General features: G+C 57.4%; 16 protein-coding genes and 1 other RNA gene. 6 read left to right on the top strand and 11 right to left on the bottom strand.

Annotation, left to right across the window (positions count from 1 at the left end; genetic code table 11):
• Positions 1-24: 24 nt before the first annotated feature.
• Positions 25-462, bottom strand: coding sequence for a helix-turn-helix domain-containing protein (locus tag H6A25_RS01610; RefSeq protein WP_204750272.1), 438 nt, complete (start codon positions 460-462; stop codon positions 25-27).
• Positions 463-641: 179 nt separating this feature from the next.
• Between H6A25_RS01610 and ffs the strand changes: the two genes are divergently transcribed.
• The 4 genes from ffs (at position 642) to recR (ending at position 3,522) form a co-directional block, all read left to right on the top strand.
• An RNA gene (gene ffs / locus H6A25_RS01605) (signal recognition particle sRNA large type) lies at positions 642-909 on the top strand.
• Between the two features lie 64 nt (positions 910-973).
• Complete coding sequence (gene dnaX / locus H6A25_RS01600; protein WP_204750271.1) at positions 974-2,524, top strand: DNA polymerase III subunit gamma/tau; 1,551 nt, start codon at positions 974-976, stop codon at positions 2,522-2,524.
• A gap of 81 nt (positions 2,525-2,605) precedes the next feature.
• The gene (locus tag H6A25_RS01595) at positions 2,606-2,920 is read left to right on the top strand and encodes a YbaB/EbfC family nucleoid-associated protein (protein WP_430651151.1); all 315 of its coding nucleotides are present in this window, start codon (positions 2,606-2,608) and stop codon (positions 2,918-2,920) included.
• Positions 2,921-2,922: 2 nt separating this feature from the next.
• A complete protein-coding gene (gene recR / locus H6A25_RS01590) occupies positions 2,923-3,522 on the top strand; it encodes a recombination mediator RecR (RefSeq protein ID WP_204750269.1) in 600 nt (199 codons plus the stop codon).
• A gap of 265 nt (positions 3,523-3,787) precedes the next feature.
• Here recR and H6A25_RS01585 read toward each other — a convergent pair whose 3' ends face one another.
• Entirely contained in the window at positions 3,788-4,564 is a 777-nt protein-coding gene (locus tag H6A25_RS01585) for an IclR family transcriptional regulator (RefSeq protein WP_204750268.1), read from the bottom strand.
• 195 nt (positions 4,565-4,759) lie between these two features.
• Between H6A25_RS01585 and H6A25_RS01580 the strand changes: the two genes are divergently transcribed.
• Both H6A25_RS01580 and H6A25_RS01575 read left to right on the top strand, forming a co-directional pair.
• Positions 4,760-5,905 carry a pyridoxal-phosphate-dependent aminotransferase family protein gene (locus H6A25_RS01580; protein ID WP_204750267.1) on the top strand — a complete coding sequence of 382 codons (1,146 nt, stop codon included), beginning with the start codon at positions 4,760-4,762 and terminating at the stop codon, positions 5,903-5,905.
• 276 nt (positions 5,906-6,181) lie between these two features.
• Positions 6,182-6,694, top strand: coding sequence for an NUDIX hydrolase (locus tag H6A25_RS01575; RefSeq protein ID WP_204750266.1), 513 nt, complete (start codon positions 6,182-6,184; stop codon positions 6,692-6,694).
• A gap of 43 nt (positions 6,695-6,737) precedes the next feature.
• On the opposite strand, the gene H6A25_RS01570 is transcribed toward H6A25_RS01575, so the two are convergent.
• The 9 genes from H6A25_RS01570 to H6A25_RS01530 all read right to left on the bottom strand — a co-directional run bounded on the left by H6A25_RS01570 (position 6,738) and on the right by H6A25_RS01530 (position 14,417).
• Positions 6,738-7,076 (bottom strand): P-II family nitrogen regulator, encoded by a 339-nt coding sequence (locus H6A25_RS01570; RefSeq protein ID WP_204750265.1) that lies wholly within the window; start codon positions 7,074-7,076, stop codon positions 6,738-6,740.
• Entirely contained in the window at positions 7,073-7,432 is a 360-nt protein-coding gene (locus H6A25_RS01565; protein WP_204750264.1) for a hypothetical protein, read from the bottom strand. The genes H6A25_RS01570 and H6A25_RS01565 overlap by 4 nt, the downstream gene beginning before the upstream one ends.
• Before the next feature lie 2 nt (positions 7,433-7,434).
• Positions 7,435-8,973 carry a DUF1538 domain-containing protein gene (locus H6A25_RS01560; protein ID WP_204750263.1) on the bottom strand — a complete coding sequence of 513 codons (1,539 nt, stop codon included), beginning with the start codon at positions 8,971-8,973 and terminating at the stop codon, positions 7,435-7,437.
• Between the two features lie 302 nt (positions 8,974-9,275).
• Positions 9,276-9,917: a precorrin-8X methylmutase gene (locus H6A25_RS01555; RefSeq protein ID WP_204750262.1), complete on the bottom strand. Its 642-nt coding sequence runs from the start codon at positions 9,915-9,917 to the stop codon at positions 9,276-9,278.
• Positions 9,914-11,431 (bottom strand): cobyric acid synthase, encoded by a 1,518-nt coding sequence (locus H6A25_RS01550; protein ID WP_204750261.1) that lies wholly within the window; start codon positions 11,429-11,431, stop codon positions 9,914-9,916. The genes H6A25_RS01555 and H6A25_RS01550 overlap by 4 nt, the downstream gene beginning before the upstream one ends.
• Before the next feature lies 1 nt (position 11,432).
• Positions 11,433-12,497 (bottom strand): aminotransferase class I/II-fold pyridoxal phosphate-dependent enzyme, encoded by a 1,065-nt coding sequence (locus H6A25_RS01545; protein WP_204750260.1) that lies wholly within the window; start codon positions 12,495-12,497, stop codon positions 11,433-11,435.
• A complete protein-coding gene (gene cbiB, locus H6A25_RS01540; RefSeq protein WP_204750259.1) occupies positions 12,494-13,471 on the bottom strand; it encodes an adenosylcobinamide-phosphate synthase CbiB in 978 nt (325 codons plus the stop codon). The genes H6A25_RS01545 and cbiB overlap by 4 nt, the downstream gene beginning before the upstream one ends.
• Positions 13,468-14,067 (bottom strand): histidine phosphatase family protein, encoded by a 600-nt coding sequence (locus tag H6A25_RS01535; protein WP_204750258.1) that lies wholly within the window; start codon positions 14,065-14,067, stop codon positions 13,468-13,470. The genes cbiB and H6A25_RS01535 overlap by 4 nt, the downstream gene beginning before the upstream one ends.
• 5 nt (positions 14,068-14,072) lie before the next feature.
• Positions 14,073-14,417 (bottom strand): bifunctional adenosylcobinamide kinase/adenosylcobinamide-phosphate guanylyltransferase, encoded by a 345-nt coding sequence (locus H6A25_RS01530; RefSeq protein ID WP_204750257.1) that lies wholly within the window; start codon positions 14,415-14,417, stop codon positions 14,073-14,075.
• Between the last annotated feature and the right edge of the window lie 15 nt (positions 14,418-14,432).

Here is a 14,432-nt window from a genome sequence, read left to right as displayed (position 1 = left end):
GTTTATCTCCCGGCCTTTTTGCTGCTATGGCTGAAATTCTGCCTCCCCGCTTGTGATGACCTCCACATCTCCTTCGGCTTTCATCTGCTGAAAGGCCACGCTTCCCAGCACCACCAGCAACACATTGAAAAGGAGGAACAAGGCCACTGTAATTCCCACTGCCTTCCAGATCCGCCGGGCCCTGCGGTTCTTTTCCGCCAACTGACGGTTGAGCTCCACCAACTGCTCCACCAACGCTCCTTCCTGTCCCCGGCTTTCCTTGCCGCCAGTCTCTCCACAAAGCAAACAGGATACATCGCTCTCCAGCACATCGGCCAGCTTCACCAGCAGATCGGCATCGGGCACCGACAGCCCGCTCTCCCATTTGGATACCGTCTGCCGCACCACATGGAGCCGCTGGGCCACCTCCTGCTGGGACATTCCTTTTTCCTTCCGCAACTTTTTCAGGTTTTCTCCAAGCATTCCTTTTCCTCCTGTACTGCTTCTATACTGCCCACCAATATAGCAAACACCGCGGGCAAACACAAGCAACGCAAAATAACATGGGGAAAATTTTCTCATCCACCCTTCTTTCCCCAAGAACCAGTTGATAAATCGGGGAAGATGTATTATAATATCTTTTACAGCGGCGCTTGCCAAGGCTGCACTAACCGGGGAGTCAGCGGTTCCTTATCACCTGAAATCCGCTATATGCAGGGGTTAATTCCGTTTCAGAGGATTCGTCTTTTTGCCGTCTGCCTCGTATGCAAAGCTGAGAGAGATCGGTCCCGCGCAACAGATCGCCGTGAACCATGTCAGGCGGGGAACCGAGCAGCATTAAGCGGCACAGTCTGTGTGCCGCGGCCAACCGGTTTTGAGCCGAGCATACGGGTTACGGGCAAAGGACGTCTTCGAGGAAGCGGTGTGCAGCCTTGGGAGTCGCCGCTGTTTTTTGTTTTTCTTTGTGTTTCTGCTTTCTTGGGAGGGAACTTTCGTGTCTCATCAGGCCCTTTATCGCAAATGGCGACCCATCACCTTTGACGATGTGGTGGGCCAGCAGCACATCACCGCCGCCCTCAAGGCCCAGGTCCAGACCGGGCGGCTGTCCCATGCCTATCTCTTCACCGGCACCCGGGGCACCGGCAAGACCACCTGCGCCAAAATCCTGGCCCGGGCGGCCAACTGTCTTTCCCCGGTGAACGGCAACCCCTGCAACCAGTGTGAAAACTGCCGGGCCGTGCTGGAAGATGCGGCAATGGATGTATCGGAAATCGACGCCGCTTCCAACAACGGCGTGGACAACATCCGGGAGATCCGGGAGGAGGTCAATTACGCCCCCACCGCTCTCCGTCTGCGCACCTATATCATCGACGAAGTGCATATGCTGTCACCGGGCGCTTTCAACGCCTTGCTGAAAACCCTGGAGGAGCCGCCGGAACATGCCTTGTTTATCCTGGCCACCACCGAGATCCACAAGGTGCCTGCCACCATCCTGTCCCGGTGCCAGCGGTATGATTTCCGCCGGATTTCCCCCGCCGCCATCGGCGACCGTTTGCTCACCATCGCCCGGGCGGAAAATCTGAGTCTTTCCCCCGAGGCCGCCTTGCTCCTGGCCCGGCTGGGAGACGGCTCCATGCGGGATGCCATCTCCCTTCTGGACCGTTGTGTGGCCGGGGATGCCCCCATCGATCTGCAACATGTGCAAAATTGCCTGGGGGTAGCGGAAAACCAGCAGCTACTGGCTCTCTTTTCCGCTTTGTGCAAAAAAGATGCCGCCCAGGCTTTGGCGGTGTTTTCCCAGTGTTATGACCAGGGACGGGATATGATTTCCCTGTTTGACGAGCTTTTGTCCCTGATCCGGGATATTTACCTCGTCCAGTCGGTCAAGGAAGCCGAAAGCTCCCTGCTTTCCTCTTTCTTTACCATAGAAGAACTGAAACAGGCTTCTCATGAGGCTTCTCCGGAATTTCTGGACTTTGCCGCAGGGGTCATCGGCGAGACTCTTTCCCGGCTGACACGCTCGGCCATCCGCCGGGCCGATGGGGAAATGTGCCTGCTCCGCCTGTGCCGGGGGCCGGTGCTCCTTTCTCCCGCTCCCCAGCAAAGCGCCCCGGCGGCGCCCGTTTCTCCGGTTTCCGCCCCAGCAGCATCGGCTGCTCCCGGGGCTCCCTCCCCTGCTCCACAAGAGGGCAGCCCCAAGGAAAAGGGAAGTTCTTCTCCGGGAGATACCGATGCCAGGGACCGGTTTTTTGCCGCTTTGAAGGGCACGCCTATGAATCCGGCGGCCGCCACTTACATCCGGCTGGCCCACTATTCTCTCAAGGGCGATCTGCTGCTCATCGGCGTGGACGAAGAGGGACTTTTGCTTCTGGACCGTCCCCGTGTAATAACCCTTCTGGAGCAGGCCGCCAGCAAGGCTGGATTCTCCGGTGTGCGGCTGCGGAACAAATCGGCCGCTTCGGCCCAGGCCGAGGAAGGCTCCTTGGATGAAGTGCTGAACACAGCCCGAAGCCTGGGTGTGGATGTGCGGGAACAGCAGGATTGAGCTTTTGTCACAAAGCTTCTGTCAATACAATCAAAATACCAACAAAATACCAAAGAAAAGGTGGTTTATCCCATGAAAAAGATGCCTATGGGCGGTTTCAACATGAACAACCTGATGAAGCAGGCCCAAAAAATGCAGCAGGATATGGCCAAAAAGCAGGCCGAGCTGGAAGAGATGGAGTTCACCGCTTCCGCTGGCGGCGGCGCTGTTACCGCTACCATCAAGCAAAAGCAGCTCACTGCGCTGACCATCAAGCCGGAAGTCATCGATCCGGAAGATGCCGAAATGCTCTGCGACCTGGTGATGGCCGCTGTCAACGAGGCCATGAAGCAGTCTGACGACACCTACACCGCAGAGATGAACAAACTCACCGGCGGGATGGGCGGTCTGTTCTAATTATGAAATATTTTGCGCCGCCGGTGGAAAAGCTCATCGAGCAATTTGAGCGTCTGCCGGGCATCGGCTATAAAACCGCCCAGCGGCTGGCCTTTTTCGTGCTGGATCTTCCAGAGGATCAGGCGGCCGAATTTGCCCAGGCCATTCTGGATGCCAAACAGACGGTACACACCTGCAAGGTGTGTCAGAATCTCACCGATGGTGAAATCTGCTCCATCTGTTCCGATCCCATGCGGGACAAAGGACTGATCTGCGTGGTCACCGACCCCAAGGATGTGGTGGCTTTGGAGCGCACCCGGGAATACAAGGGACTTTACCATGTGCTTCACGGGGTGATCTCTCCCCTCAACGGCATCGGCCCCGATCAGCTGCGCATCAAGGAGCTGCTGCAGCGGGTGGCCGACGAGGACATCCGGGAGGTCATCATGGCAACAAACCCGGACACCGAAGGGGAGGCCACGGCCATGTACCTTTCCCGGCTGCTCAAACCTTTTGGTGTGGCTGTGACCCGTCTGGCCTACGGCGTGCCTGTGGGCGGGCATCTGGAATATGCCGACGAAGTGACCCTCACCCGGGCCCTGGAAGGCCGTACCCAAATCTGAACACAGCAAAAGAGCGTGCCAGACGGCACGCTCTTTTTGCGGTCGAAAGACTGATCCAGCTGGAGAGAAATATGTGCCCTCCCCCTCATCAATCCGCAAAAACCGGCGACCTGTGCGTCGGTTTTTACACCTTTCAAGGGGCAAGTGTAGCCGATTGGACGCTAAAAGCAGCAATCGGCTGCATGCAGACCCTTGCAAAAACTCGAAAAAGTGGCTCCTGCCACTTTTTCGACATGCTCAGAGCGTGCCAGACGGCACGCTCTTTTTATTCTTCGTAGGCCAGAAGCTGGGACAGGCGTTGGGCGGTGCGCTGGACCTGGGGAATGATCCGGCGGATGTGTTCCGGCTCCATCCGGTGCAGCGGGCCGGAAACACTGATGCCAGCCACCACTTTTCCCGTGTAATCCCGCACCCCGGCAGCCACGCACCGGGCTCCCTGCTCGCACTCTTCATCGTCCAGGGCATATCCCTGGCGCCCGATCCTGTCCAGTTCCGAAAGCAGCCCTTCCCGGGTGGTGATGGTGTGGGAAGTCAGGGGTTCCAGACCATTTTCTGCGATATACTGTTCCAGGGAGGCGGCATCGTCGTTGAGCAGAAAGATCTTCCCCACGCCGGTACAGTACAAAGGTGCCCTTTTTCCGATGCGCTGCATGATTTTCAGCATTCCATCGGGGCCTTCCACCACATCCACATAAACCACCTGCCGGTTCTCCTCAATGGCCAGGCAGCAGCTTTCCCCGCACCGGCTGGAAAGCTCCAGCAGCCAGGGATGGGCCAGGTTGCGGATATCCATCTGGGAAGAGACCTGGCTGCCGATCTGGGCAAATTTCAGCGTGAGAGAATAGCGCAGCGTCACCGGGTCCTGATTGGCATAGCCATGAAGCAGCAGGGTGTTTACCAGACGCAGCGTGGTGCTGGCCGGAAGGCCGCAGGCCGCCGCCAGATCCCCCAGTCGCATGGGCTCCCGGGAAGAAGCCAGCACCTCTACCAGCTGCAATGCCTTTTCCACCGATTGATTCACTTTGGCCAGCTTCTTTTCCATGGTTCTTCCTCCCCGTTTCATTTTACACAATGAAATTATAGACTATTTGCACGGAATCCTCAACGGATTTTCGTCGCATCCTCCTTTGACTTTCCCCCATGGGGATGCTACAATAAAAGCAGAAAAATGGAATCGAAATATCATTTCACTTTGTGAAATCAGCTTCCATCGTTTTGAAAAGGGGTGCTTTTGATAATGAAAGAGAAAACCATGGTGATGATCCCCGGCCCCACGCCGGTGGTACGCTCCATCCAGGAGGAAATGGGCCGTGAAATTCAGGCCTTCGGCGATCCTCGTTTTGTAAAGGATTTCAAGAGCGTCATTGACGATCTGGGCCAGCTGTTCGGCTGCGATGGCAAAACCTTTGTGGTGGCCGGCACCGGCACACTGGCGATGGAAATGGCCATCTCCAATATGACCCGCCGGGGGGACAATGTGCTCATCGTCTCCAACGGCTTCTTCGGCGACCGGTTCATCGACATCTGTGAGCACAAAGGGCTCAATGCCGATGTGCTGAAGGCCGAATGGGGCAGCGTGGTCTCTCCGGAAGAAATCCGCAAAAAGCTGAGCGAAAAGCATTATGCCGCCATGACAGTCACCCATGTGGACACCGCCACCGGTGCGGCCGCCGATATCGCCGCCATCGGCGAAGTGATGCGTGACTTCCCCGAGACCATCTACATCGTGGACGGCGTGGCCGCCACCGCCGGCGAATATGAAAACCTGGCAGAGATGAACATCGATGTGCTCTTCACCGCTTCCCAGAAGGCCTTCGGCGTCTGCCCCGGTCTGCTTCTGCTGTGGGCCAACAAAAAGGCTATGGAAAGAAGAGCCACTCTGGGCGTCATCCCCGAGTATTACTGCGACTTTGACAAGTGGGTGCCCATCATGGACGACACCTCCAAATACTTCGCCACTCCGGCCATCAACCTGGTGTGGGCCATGAAGGAATCGGTACGCATCATCAAGGAAGAAGGCATGAAAGCCCGCTATGAGCGCCACCTGAAGAACGCCCGGGCCATGCAGAAGGCGCTGGAAGCCATCGGTCTTGTGCCCCTGGCCAAGGAAAGCTGCCGGGCCGTGACCCTGAGCAACCTGCTTTATCCCGAAGGCATGGACGATGCCAAATTCCGGGCCACTCTGCTGGAAGAAGGCATCATCGTAGCCGGCGGTCTGGGCGCCTATGCAGGCAAGATGTTCCGACTGGGCCACATGGGCAACATCGACATCAATGATGAAGTGGCTGTGCTGGGCGTCATTGAAAGAGCCATGAATCAGTGCGGCCAGAATGTGCCTTACGGCAAGGCCGTGGGCGTCTATCTGGAAGAAATGGCAAAATAACTTATTTTGATTCCATTGATATGCAAAAAGGGGCGGCTCAGCCGCCCCTTTCAGACTATCGAGAAACCTATATAACGAAAAGATCGTTTGCCCTACCCTTCATCAATTCGCAAAAAGCCGCGACCTGTGCGTGGCTTTTTGCACCTATCAAGGGGCAAGTGTGCGCCGAAGGCGTGCATGCAGCCCCTTGCAAAAACTCGAAAAAGTGGCTCAAGCCACTTTTTCGACACGCTCAAAGGGGCGGCTCAGCCGCCCCTTTCTTTTCTCGGAGGATTTATGGAATTTTGGCAGCTTTACGATGAACAAACCGGCGCACCCCTTCCCCATCCCCATCCCCGGGGCGAGCCTCTGCCCCCCGGCACATTCCACAAAGCGGTAGGAGTGTGGATCGTAGACAAGGAAAACCGCTTTCTTCTCACTTTACGCAGCCCGGAAAAAGAGGAATATCCCCTTTGCTGGGAAAATCCCGGCGGCGGTGTGCAGTGGGGAGAAGAAAGTTCCCTGGCTGCTTTACGGGAACTGAAGGAGGAAACAGGCATTCAGGCCCGGCCGCAGCAACTGCACTTTCTGTGCTCCACCCGGGCCAAAGGACGACAGATGGACTCCTTCCTGCTGCGCTCATCCGTGCATCCCAAAAATGTGCGGCTGCAAAAGGGAGAAACGGTGGCCGTATGCCGTGTTTCCTATGAAGTATTGCTGGAAATGGCCCGTACCGGCCGTCTGGCCGCTCCCATCGGCAAAACCCTGCTCCTGCTCTGTCCTGCGCTGAAAAAAGCTCTGAACATCTGAACAAATGGAAAAGGCTTCTGACACAATGCCAGAAGCCTTTTTCCTATTGCTGCGAAAGATCGGGCAGGCTGTCCTCCGGCGCCATTCCCACAGCATCCTCCACCGGAAGGGAAAATACCAGACCCCGGGCCTCCTGATTGAGCCCGGCCTGGGCACAGATGGCTTTCATAATGCCCGCCTTGTGCTCTTTTTCCACCACCAGCAGTACCATTTCTTTCTCCGACTGGATGGTCACACCGTAAAAACGGTCCCGTGCCTCATTTCCAGCCCCTCGGGCATGAAGGATGGTGCCCCCTCTGGCCCCGGCCGACCGGGCCGCCTTCATCACATCGTCGGCATAGCCCCGCTCCACAATGGCTACGATCAATTCGTTTTCTTTCATTGCTCTCCCTTTCCCCCCAGCAGCAGTTCAAAACTTACCCGGCCCACCACACTGGATACCGGGATGGTAAAGGCAATGCCTTCGCCAGGGCTGTCCATGGAAAACTTCTCTTTCATTCCCTCCAGCATCCGTTGGGCTGCCGGACGGGCCGCGGTGCACAGCACCACATCCTTCTTGCTGTCCCCCAGGCCCAGGTAGTTGAGGATATCCTGGCTGGCAGTACCCCTTCCCAGGGCCACCAGGCGTACCTTTCCGCCGCAGGAGGCGCAGAAGGTGGCGATCTTCTCTCCCTGTCCCCGGGCCGCCACCGCCACAAACAGGAGGATCCGGCGGCTTTCTTCTGTTTTTTTTGCCACAGCTATCCCTCCATTTCGATGAGTTCGGTTTCATCCAGGGCAAATTCCTCCCTGGGCTGCTTCTTCTGGCGGTACACCGACCACAGTCCCAGCAGCTGAATGGCCAGCAAAGGCGTCATGGCCACCATGGCCACGATGCCAAAGGCATCGGAGAGCACATCGCCTCCCATGGCCTGGCAGGCCCCCATGGCAAAAGGCAAAAGGAAGGTGGCCGTCATCGGTCCGGAGGCCACGCCGCCTGAGTCAAATGCCACAGCGGTAAAGATTTTGGGCACAAATAAAGTGAGCACCAAAGCCACCAGATAACCGGGCAGAAGGAAATACCAGATGCTCAGCCCCCAGATCACCCGTGCCATGGCCAGTCCCAGGGAAACGGCCACACCGCACATCAGGCTGATGAGCATGGCGCTGCGGGAGATGGTGCCACCGGAGATCTCTTCCACCTGCTTGTTGAGAATATGCACCGCAGGCTCAGCGGCCACCACAAAGAACCCCATCACCATGCCGATGGGAACGAGCACCCACCGGTAGGACAGTGCGGCAATGGCGCCGCCCAGGAAATTGCCGGCGGAGAAAAAGCCAATATTGGCCCCGGTGAGAAAGAGCACCAATCCCACATAGGTGTAGGCAGCGCCCACCCCTACCCTAATCATCTGGCGCCGGGGCAAGCGGAGAAAAAGCACCTGAAACAAGGCAAAAGCCCCCAGAATGGGCAGAAGGGCAATGAGCACCTCTTTGGCATAATGGGGAAATGCCTGAATGTATTGCAAAAGGATCTCGCCCAGGCTGTGAGGCGTCTCCGGCACAGTGGCGCCATAAGCGCCGCCAGCTGCATCATAGAACTGGCTGAGCAGCAGCACCGACAAAATCGGGCCAATGGAACACAAGGCCACCAAACCGAAGCTGTCGTCATGGGCGCTGCGTCCGCCCCGAACGGCGGCCACACCAATGCCCAGCGCCAGAATAAAGGGCACCGTAATCGGGCCCGTGGTGACGCCGCCTGAGTCAAAAGCCACCGGCAGAAATCCCGGCTGCACCCAAATAGCCAGGAAAAACACCAAGCCATAGCAGACCATCAGAATCAAACGCAGGCTTTTTTGAAAAATAATGCGCAAAAGAGCGGCCACCAAAAACAGACCCACTCCTGCCGCCACCAAAAAAATCAGCGGTTTATCCGGTACAGCCGGCACCTGCCGGGCCAGCACCTGGAGATCGGGCTCGGCCACTGTGATGAGCACCCCCATCACCAGCGCAGTGATAATCAACAATTTCAGATTTTTGGAACGGGTCAGCTGTGCGCCGATCCGTTCACCCATGGGCATCATGGACAGATCTGCCCCCAAAGAAAACAGGCACATCCCCACAATCAGCAAAACAAGCCCCACCAAAAAGGAGCCGAATGTTCCCCCTGGCATGGGGGCGATGGTAAAATGAAGCAGCAGTACGATCAAACCAATAGGTATTACGGCGCTAAAAGATTCCAGAAACTTTTCCCGAATCTTTCGCAGAGCACTTCTTCTGATTTCCAATTTGTTTGGCATGTTACGACCCGTCCCCCCTTTTTCCTTTTCCATTTGTGAATATAAAATGCATATTCCCTTCTCCATCCCTCCTTTTTGCGCCTTTTACTTTTCGCCATTCCTCTGAATTGTTTCGACATGACAGCAAATTTTAAGGCAATTTTATTTTTTTTGAAAATATTTATATTTATTGTAACACATCAAAGTGCAGAAAAACAGTGGCATTCCGCATAAAAATCCAACTTTTGTGTTTTTATCTTTGCTCATATCATAAAAAACAGGCTCGGGGGTGAAAACCCGAGCCTGTTTTTTCCTTTTTCTTTTTACAGTACCCGTCCCGAGGCCTGATACAACAGGGCATTGCAAATGGCCGCAGCCACATTGCTGCCCCCCTTCCGTCCCCGGGCCACAATGCAGGGAGCTTTGGAAGCGATCACTTCCTCCTTGCTCTCCACCACATTGACAAAGCCCACCGGCACACCGATGATCAGCCGGGGAGCGATTTTTCCCTCCTCCATCAGCTGGCACAGGCGCAGCAAAGCCGTGGGGGCGTTGCCCACGGCGATGATCAGGGGAGCCTTGATCAAAGCAGCCCGCTCCATGCACACCACCGCCCGGGTCACCCCCCGCTCCCTGGCCTCTTTGGCCACATCGGCATCGGCCATGAAGCAGTGGGCCGCACCGCCAAGGCCTTCCAGGGTCTTTTTGCTCACACCGCTGTATGCCATGTTGGTGTCGGTGACGATGTGGGCCCCTTCCCGGATGGCTTCGATGCCCTTTTCCACCGCTTCCGGGGAAAAATACAGGGAATCGGCATACTCAAAATCCGCTGTGGTGTGGATCACCCGCTTGATCACCGGTTCCTGCTCCGGAGAAAAATGACGGTCGCCCAGTTCCTTTGTGATGATCTCAAAGCTGCGCTTTTCGATGCCGGCCGGGTTCTGTGTTTCCAATTTTCCTGTCATGGCCGTTCCTCCTTGGCTCCTTCTTCCAATATCTGATACACCTTGTCCATATCCAGACTGCGCCGGATGGCGTCGGCCAGAATGTCATATTGCTGCTCTTTGTAAGCTTTGTAATCCATCTGCTCCACCTGCCGGGGGTCCAGGCCTTTGCTCTCAAAGAGCAGGGAAACCAGCTTCTGCACAAGCTCGCCCCCGTCCAGAATGCCGTGGACATAAGTGCCCAGCACATTTCCCTGGGAGGCTCCATCCATCTTCTCCCATCCCTCTCCCGTGAGGGCTGCGGCAGGGTCGCCGGACAAATGCCGTGTCTCTCCCATGTGGATCTCGTAGCCTTGGAAGGCGCAGCCTTCCAAAGGAGCAAAAAAGCCCTGGGCCCTTGTGATATGCCCCTGGGTCTGGGTGCGAGTCTTTTGAGGCAGAAAATCGGTTTCGATGGGCAAAAGACCCAAGCCCCGCAGGCTGCCTCCCTCTTCCACACCCAGGGGGTCCCGCAAGACCTGCCCCAGCATCTGATAACCGCCGCAAATGCCCAGAATGGGCACGCCCTGGCTTTCTTTTTTGAGAATAGCCCCTTCCAGGCCGCTTTCCCGGAGCCAGCGCAGATCGCCCATGGTGTTTTTGGTCCCGGGCAAAATGATGAGATCGGGCTCGCCCAGCTGAGAAGGGCGGGACACATACCGCACGCCCACTCCCTGGGTCCGCTCCAGGGCGGCAAAATCGGTGAAGTTGGAAAGCCGGGGCAGACGGATGACGGCGATATCCACCAAGGCAGGTGCTTCATTGTCCAGGCGGGCGGCCAGGCTGTCCTCTTCCTCGATGTCCACCGACAGATAGGGCACCACGCCCACCACCGGCACCCGGGTCAAATTTTCCAGCATGGAAAGGCCGGGACGGAGGATCTCCACATCCCCCCGGAATTTGTTGACAATCAGACCCCGGATTCGCTGCCGCTCTTCTTCTTCCAGCAGGGCCACCGTGCCATACAGGCTGGCAAACACGCCGCCCCGGTCGATGTCTCCGGCCAGAAGCACCGGCGCTCCCGCCATGCGGGCCATACCCATGTTGACGATGTCCTGCTGTTTTAGATTGATCTCAGCCGGACTCCCTGCTCCTTCCAACACGATGATATCATTTTCGGCGGCCAGGGAATCGTAGGCCTCCAAAATAGAGGGGATCAGCTTGTGTTTATAGGCAAAATACTTCCGGGCGGGCATAGTGGAAAGCACCTGGCCCCGAAGGATCACCTGACTTCCCACATCGCTGGTGGGCTTGAGCAGAATGGGATTCATCCGCACATCGGGCTCCACCCCTGCCGCTTCGGCCTGCACCACCTGGGCCCGGCCCATTTCCAGTCCCTCTTTGGTAATGAAGCTGTTGAGGGCCATGTTCTGGCTTTTGAAGGGGGCCACCTTGTAGCCGTCCTGGTGAAAGATGCGGCAAAGCCCGGCGCACAGCAGACTTTTGCCGGCATTGGACATGGTGCCCTGGATCATGATGGACTTGGCTTTTTTCATGTTACCGATCCCCCTCTCCCGCCTGGCGGATGCAATCCACCAGACGCTGATTTTCTTCCCGGGTGCGCACCGCCACCCGGTACCAGCCCTCGCTCAGGCCGGGATAATTGGCACAGGAACGGATCATCACGCCCAGGCGCCGCATTTTTTCTCCCAGCTGGGGCACATCGCTGCGGAAGAACAGGTAGTTGACGCTGCCGCCCACCACATGCACTCCGGCCCGTTCCAGCTGCTGCCACAGCCAGGGGCGTTCCTGCCCAATAAGAGCCCGTACATTCTCCACATACTGATCTTCCTGCAAGGCCGCCAGGCCGGCCTCCTGGGCCAGCACCGACACGCCCCAGGGCTGTCCCACTCCAGCCATCCGGGAAAGCAGCTGCCGGTCGCCGCACAGGCAATAACCCAATCGGATGCCCGCCATGGCATACAGCTTGGTAAAGGCCCGCAGCAAAAGCAGGGGCGCTCCTTCCTGTACCTCTTTTTTCAGAGTGTGCTCCCAGGGACGGGGCAAAAAGGAGAGGAAGCACTCATCCACCACCAGTAAAATGCCCTTTTCCCGGCATTTTTCCCAGATCTGCCGGAGCAAGGAAGGGGCAATCAGGTTTCCGGTGGGGTTGTTGGGATTGCAGAGAAAGACCATGTCCGGCTTTCCTTCCAAGGCCTCCAGAAACCGGGGCGTCAGGGCAAAGCCTTCCTCTTTTGTCAGCAGATACCGCTCCACCTCACCGCCAAAGGCGGTGAGGGCCTGCTCATATTCGGCAAAGGTGGGGGCGGTGACCAGTGCACGCCGGGGCCGCCCCGCCAGCACCAACCGGAAAATCAGGTCGGCGGCTCCATTGCCGCACTGGATGTATTCCGGATCGATCCCCTCTTTTTCCCCAATGGCCCGGCGCAATTTGCGGCACAGCGGGTCGGGATACTGGGTGGCCTCACGCAGGCTATGGATCACCCCCTGGCGCACCCCCTCCGGCAGCCCCAAGGGGCTGATGTTGGCCGAAAAATCCAAAGGCTCCCGGCCAAATTCCTCCCGGAATCCTTCCACATCTCCTCCATGGATCAGTTTCACAAAATCCCTCCCCACAAAATCAGCCGCCCGCCAAGACACAAAAGCAGGCAGCAAAAACTGGTGCAGAACATGAGTTTTCCCACCCGGGGAATGTCCTCCGGCTGGATAGGCCGCAGCGCATCACCAATGGTGGGCTTTTCCACCAGCTTCCCAAAATAGTAGGCGCTTCCCGCCAGCTCCACACCCAAAGCCCCGGCGGCGGCCGCTTCGGTCTGGGCGGAGTTGGGGCTTTTGTGGTTCCGCCTGTCCCGCCGCCAGATGGAAAAGGCATTTTTCCCCCGGTATCCCGGCAGCAGAAAAGCCGACAGCACCATCAAGGCCCCGGCCAGCCGGGCCGGCAGAAAGTTCATCACATCGTCCAGCCGGGCGGGGATGCACCCAAAATACAGGTATCTGTCGTTTTTGTATCCCACCATGCTGTCCATGGTGTTCACCGCTTTATAGAAAAAGCCCAGAGGGGCCCCGCCCAGCATGAGGAAAAACAAAGGAGCGATGATACCGTCGCCGGTGTTTTCCGCCACCGTCTCCACCGCCGCCCGGGTGACACCCTCTGCCGAAAGGGCTTGGGTATCCCGGCCCACAATGCGTCCCACCATGCGCCGGGCCCCTTCCAGATCCCCTTTGCGTAGTTCTTTATAAACCAGCATACTCTCGTCCCACAGGCTGCGCCCGGCCAGAATCTGATAGCACATAAAGCTCTCCGCCAAAAAGGCCAGAATGGGATGAATCAGCCCCAGCGCCCACAAAATCAAAAAGGAGATCCCCCATGATCCCAGTGGCAAACAAAGGGCCAGCAATGCGCCGCCCATCCGCTCTCCTCCAGGGGTTTTGGGCAAAATCCGGCGGAAAATCTTTTCCAAGAAAGCAATGGCCTTGCCCATGAGCACCACCGGATGGGGCAGCGCCCACCGGGGGTCCCCCAGCAGCAGATCCAGAAGAGCACCCAGGGGCAGCGCAAAGAAAAAGGGCCTCATTTCCGCTCCTCCAGAGTCAGCGGGCTCCAATCCACCAGATGACGGCTTTTTTCATCCCAGCGGGCCTTGTATCCGCCGCAGTTGGGGGTCTGCCACTGGAAATACCCCCGCCGGGGCAGGGCATAGCGGCCCATCAGGGCCATAAGGGTTCCGCCGTGAGCCAAAATGACCACCTGCTCTTCTCCCTGGGAAGCAGCCTTGTCCATCACTTCTTCAAAACCCTGGCACACTCTTTTGGAAAAATTATCCATGTTCTCCCCCTCGGGACAGGGGTCCTGGCAGTTGGAATCCAGCCACTGCTGATACAGGGGATCGGCCCCCAGGTCCTCATAGTTTTTTCCCTCAAACAGGCCGAAATCCATCTCCCTAAGAAGGGGGCAGATCTCCACCTGTGCTTTGGGATAAAAAATCCGGCTGGTCAGAAGACAGCGGCGCATAGGGCTGGAATAGACCTTGGAAACCGATTGATCCCCGGCCCCGGCGCACAACCGGGCGCTCTGCTCCCCTTCCGGGCTGAGAGGCTGGTCGGTGGAGCCGATGTATTGCTTTTTGCTGTTGCCCGCCGTCATGGCGTGGCGGCGCAGAATAACTTCCATCTTTCTCACTCCTTGATGATGGTGGGAATGCCGCAGAAAAGGCGCACCACCCGATCTGCTCTTTCTGCCAAAGCGGTGCAGAGCCTGCCGGTGTATTCCCGCATCTGCCGGGCTTCCTTTTCCAGAGGGATGACGCCGCTTCCCACTTCCTGGCAGATGACCACCTCTTTTTCCACAAGGCCGGGCACAAGGCTCTCCCACCCTTCTCCCGCCTGGGCGGCCAGGGCTTCCAGGCCCCAGACCACCGGTTTTTCCTCCCGGGGATCGATGGTGAAGTCCTCATCCTGATAGCCCAGACTCCTGACATATTCCTTTTTTCCTGCGGCATAGCCGCCGATGACCAGGATCATGTTTTTTCTCCCTTC

This window comes from Intestinimonas butyriciproducens (genome assembly GCF_016901775.1).
Lineage (GTDB): Bacteria > Bacillota > Clostridia > Oscillospirales > Butyricicoccaceae > Pseudobutyricicoccus.
This window is presented reverse-complemented; position numbering and strand designations above follow the sequence as displayed.

Bases quoted from the DNA above. Each gene is read 5' to 3' on its own strand.
- H6A25_RS01595 (WP_430651151.1), top strand. From the start codon at position 2,606: ATGCCTATGGGCGGTTTCAACATGAACAACCTGATGAAGCAGGCCCAA.
- H6A25_RS01560 (WP_204750263.1), bottom strand. From the start codon at position 8,973: ATGCCAAACAAATTGGAAATCAGAAGAAGTGCTCTGCGAAAGATTCGG.
- H6A25_RS01580 (WP_204750267.1), top strand. From the start codon at position 4,760: ATGAAAGAGAAAACCATGGTGATGATCCCCGGCCCCACGCCGGTGGTA.
- H6A25_RS01550 (WP_204750261.1), bottom strand. From the start codon at position 11,431: ATGAAAAAAGCCAAGTCCATCATGATCCAGGGCACCATGTCCAATGCC.
- H6A25_RS01610 (WP_204750272.1), bottom strand. From the start codon at position 462: ATGCTTGGAGAAAACCTGAAAAAGTTGCGGAAGGAAAAAGGAATGTCC.
- H6A25_RS01585 (WP_204750268.1), bottom strand. From the start codon at position 4,564: ATGGAAAAGAAGCTGGCCAAAGTGAATCAATCGGTGGAAAAGGCATTG.
- cbiB (WP_204750259.1), bottom strand. From the start codon at position 13,471: ATGAGGCCCTTTTTCTTTGCGCTGCCCCTGGGTGCTCTTCTGGATCTG.
- H6A25_RS01570 (WP_204750265.1), bottom strand. From the start codon at position 7,076: ATGAAAGAAAACGAATTGATCGTAGCCATTGTGGAGCGGGGCTATGCC.
- recR (WP_204750269.1), top strand. From the start codon at position 2,923: ATGAAATATTTTGCGCCGCCGGTGGAAAAGCTCATCGAGCAATTTGAG.
- H6A25_RS01575 (WP_204750266.1), top strand. From the start codon at position 6,182: ATGGAATTTTGGCAGCTTTACGATGAACAAACCGGCGCACCCCTTCCC.
- H6A25_RS01530 (WP_204750257.1), bottom strand. From the start codon at position 14,417: ATGATCCTGGTCATCGGCGGCTATGCCGCAGGAAAAAAGGAATATGTC.
- H6A25_RS01535 (WP_204750258.1), bottom strand. From the start codon at position 14,067: ATGGAAGTTATTCTGCGCCGCCACGCCATGACGGCGGGCAACAGCAAA.
- H6A25_RS01555 (WP_204750262.1), bottom strand. From the start codon at position 9,917: ATGACAGGAAAATTGGAAACACAGAACCCGGCCGGCATCGAAAAGCGC.